At 35.1% G+C, this 3,606-nt stretch carries 5 protein-coding genes; 1 reads left to right on the top strand and 4 read right to left on the bottom strand.

From position 1 onward, the window contains the following. Positions 1-678, bottom strand: a 678-nt coding sequence (locus Q1K78_RS17105) for a phytanoyl-CoA dioxygenase family protein (RefSeq protein ID WP_300181623.1), incomplete at its 3' end; no start/stop codon positions are given. 306 nt (positions 679-984) lie between these two features. On the opposite strand from Q1K78_RS17105, the gene Q1K78_RS17100 reads away from it, so the two are divergent. Further along, positions 985-1,551 carry a PhnA domain-containing protein gene (locus Q1K78_RS17100; RefSeq protein WP_300181621.1) on the top strand — a complete coding sequence of 189 codons (567 nt, stop codon included), beginning with the start codon at positions 985-987 and terminating at the stop codon, positions 1,549-1,551. Positions 1,552-1,759: 208 nt separating this feature from the next. On the opposite strand, the gene Q1K78_RS17095 is transcribed toward Q1K78_RS17100, so the two are convergent. From Q1K78_RS17095 to Q1K78_RS17085, 3 genes are all read right to left on the bottom strand, one after another. Beyond that, entirely contained in the window at positions 1,760-2,737 is a 978-nt protein-coding gene (locus Q1K78_RS17095; RefSeq protein WP_300181619.1) for a hypothetical protein, read from the bottom strand. Positions 2,738-3,025: 288 nt separating this feature from the next. After that, positions 3,026-3,334 (bottom strand): hypothetical protein, encoded by a 309-nt coding sequence (locus Q1K78_RS17090; protein ID WP_300181617.1) that lies wholly within the window; start codon positions 3,332-3,334, stop codon positions 3,026-3,028. After that, a partial coding sequence (locus Q1K78_RS17085) for a DUF2971 domain-containing protein (RefSeq protein WP_300181615.1) occupies positions 3,312-3,606 on the bottom strand: 295 nt, incomplete at its 5' end. The genes Q1K78_RS17090 and Q1K78_RS17085, both read right to left, overlap by 23 nt.

Genomic DNA, 3,606 nt, shown 5'->3' with positions numbered 1-3,606 from the left:
ATCACCTGACGGATCAAATACTAAGATATCAAATGCTAATCTATCCAACCCATACAGTCCACGATGGATCATATCAGCAGAAAAAACTAACATATCACCAGCGGCTAAGTTAATGGCCTTGCCACCAGAAATGTTTTCATGGCTTTCTCGGCCGTTTTCTTCCTGTCTAACATCATACTCTTCTTCATTATCCCAGCGCTTATGAGTTCCTGGTATAAGTTCCATACCCAGTTCATCAAATAAAGGCACTCGTAAATGTACAACTTGAGTCTCGTGAATGACAATCTTTTGAATATCCACATCATGGTCATACTGACAGTCTCGATGCCAGAAATCTTTTTGTTTAGGATTTACTGGATTAAAAAATAGCTGAGTATTCATAAATGCAGGCTTATCTGCTATCACAGACTCGACAGCATGCATTATTTTGCTAGAACTAATAAAATTAAAAAGTGCTAACCTATCATTGGTTTCTAGATACTGGCTGCCTGTAATTAACGAGGAATTAAAGGCTTCTTCTTCATGGTAAAACTCTGCATTATCTTGCTTCCATGACTCATGAAATTTCAATATTACTTTTCTAAGTGATGAAATCTCAGCCTGAGTAAAATAATTTCTAATGACAAAGTAGCCTTGTTCCTCATAGCTGTTTTGCCATTGACTTTGATTGTCTACCATCTTCCGATTCTTGCCTCTGTATTGTTTCTTACTCTTAGGTGCGCATAGTACTGCTAAACGTAAACCATTCAAGCTTAATGAAAGAATAAACGCAAAATAGAGTTAGAAACAATCGTTGTGTTTATCAATAATTGAAAATTGTAACGCCATTTGCGATTATGTTTTACCTCTTTGAAATCCTGTGTTTACCCTTGTGATACCAAACCTCGTATTAATAAGAAAAATTACAGTATTCTCACCGCATTCCTTTTTCTTATGGTATAAACTTGGCATAATACAATCACAACTAAATAAACAGGCATAATTATGAGCATTGTAAAAACTCTATTAACTCGCTGCGATTCTAAATGTGAACTATGTGGTTCAACTAATTCACTTGCACCTTTCGCAGTTCCGCCACAAACGGATATCAATGTTGATAACTGTGTGATGATCTGTGATACATGTACTGCACAAATCGAAGACTCAGCAACAATGGATGTTAATCACTGGCGTTGTCTAAATGACTCTATGTGGAGCCAAGTACCAACGGTTCAAGTTATGTCTTACGTTTTACTGAGCAAACTAACTTCTGAATCTTGGGCTCAAGATTCTCTAGATATGATGTACGTTGAAGATAACGTTAAAGAATGGGCTGAAAAAGCACTTCTTTCTGACGGCGAAAAACCACGTGACATCAACGGCGTTGAATTGAAAAAAGGCGACGACGTAACGGTTACTAAAGACCTTCCTGTTAAAGGTACTAACCAAGTAATCAAACAAGGTACAGTTATTCGTGGTATTAACCTTACAGATGACCCTCGTTTAGTTACTGGTAAGGCAAATGGCGGTCAATCTATGTATGTAATCGCTGAGTTCTGTCGTAAGAAGTAATTCGTTACTTAATATCTGATAGACTAAAAAAGACGCTTAATTGCGTCTTTTTTTATGTCTGAATTCTACTGATTTTAAGTGTAAATAGTCGAAAACGGCGTTATTTAACCTTTCGTTTTGCCACAAAATTGCCCCAAAACCGAATTTTCAAATATCGTTTTGCCCCAAAATGAAATATATCAAAAAAATACCTGTTTGTGTGTCTAAGTTATTTCGTAACTTCTACAGTACAAGTATAAGAAGGCACTTCTGTTGTTAACTCTTTATTATCTAAAGAACTATCCATTGTATAAAGCTCATACCCAATCAACCCAATGGCAGAAACACTTAAAACCACGGGAATTAACACATCAAGGATAACCCAGCGCCATGATTGACTCCTCACCAAGTTGTGATACCAATTATCGAAACGATGCATAGAAGCAGAAATTCTAATATTTTCTATTGCTTTTTGTTGGTTATCAATAGCGTTAGCCATGTTATTAAAGCGGTCAGAAATAACACTTGCCTTTGTACCTGGTGTTGATTGGTCATCTAAACCTTTTACCCAATCTTCAATCTGTTCCCATTGATTATTATTGTTTTCAACTCCAGATAAAAACTCTCGTTGATTTTCTAGCATCCAAATATAAAAATTAGAATTTTCTTGTTTTCCTCGATTATCTTTCGGATCATTTCCCATGCCGGCAATCATATCACTTGAGCCGCGGTGTTCTTCATGTTTAGTTCCAGTTAATCTAACTCTCCAAAGTTGAAAACTATTTTTCACCCGCCAAAAATAATGTATCGATTCATAAATGATGACGGCAAGCAAAATCATATATACTAGTTCTGAAGTTATATTGTTAAACTGAATACCACCTAAAAACCTAGAGCTTGGAGATAATTGTAAACCAAGAGAGGTAAATACAATTGCAGCTGAAGAACTTAAAACTAAATTTCGACGGATTTTTTCTTCATAATCGGTAACTTCAAGAGGGCTAGGCTCTTTCATTATCTTTTCAATTTGTTCTTTTCGTTCGTCAGTAAGCTCTACAAGAGTACAGCGTTTCTGCCATTTTGAATAAACATAACATAATATGGTCACTGACAGTGTTCCTAACGTTGACAGCTGGCCATCAAAATCACTCAAACCACATATAAAAAGCCAAACTAAAACTAACTTAATTAACGAACTGCCACTCATAAATATCTCCTAAACAGAATGCCAATCATTATACACAAATAATACAGCTATATGATCTAGCTTGATTGGATTTAACCGCTTATAACTTTGTTTTCTATTCATTACTAGCATCCGGACTGAGATTTTTTATTGCTTTAGCTTTAATGAGTGGATGAACAACTAAGTAAGCGTTACGCATCACGATAATTTAGAATTAAGCAATCAAGAAGGATATTATTAACCTGTTGGTGGTGACCATAGAGCCCGAAAAATTTTTATTCCTCGGGATGTCACCCCGTAGGTAAGAAATTAATCTCTAGAAGTACCTAATTCATTAAGGTCAAGAGCTAGTTCAAACCCTCTGGCAGATGCAGTATATACTTTTACATGTTTCCATTGTGGAAGCTTTAGTAAAGCTAATATTGTTGCCTTATCTTGATTAGATATTAGCATACCTAAAATAACACACTCTAAACTTTCAGCTGAGAAAGTAAAAACACCACTGTCATAAGCAGCAATTAATCTAACCTCATTTTCATACTTCCAATGCTCATGTTTTTTTCTAAGTGCAGCATAAAATGTATCGTTCTGTAGCTCACAAAAAATTGTTGAATGCATCTGAACTATTATAGTGAGACTTTTGGAGAATTCGCTCATATATCTCAGAAAAAACATGTAGTCCCTTGGGAAGGTAATCAACATTTATTGTTTCAATACTAGAATCTGACTCAATATATTTTGAGAAATCATTTTTAAAACCGAAACAAATACCTTTATGAGATACCGCATAATGAGACCACATTAATATACTTTTGCTTTCTTTACTTAAGCAATAAACACCATATGTTTCTTGTTTCTTTTTTAATAATGCCTCATCAAATAACTTGGAT

It is taken from the genome of uncultured Aliivibrio sp. (assembly GCF_946479765.1).
Classification (GTDB): domain Bacteria; phylum Pseudomonadota; class Gammaproteobacteria; order Enterobacterales; family Vibrionaceae; genus Aliivibrio.
Note: the sequence above shows the minus strand (reverse complement) of the source record. Positions and strands in the feature narration are given on the sequence as shown.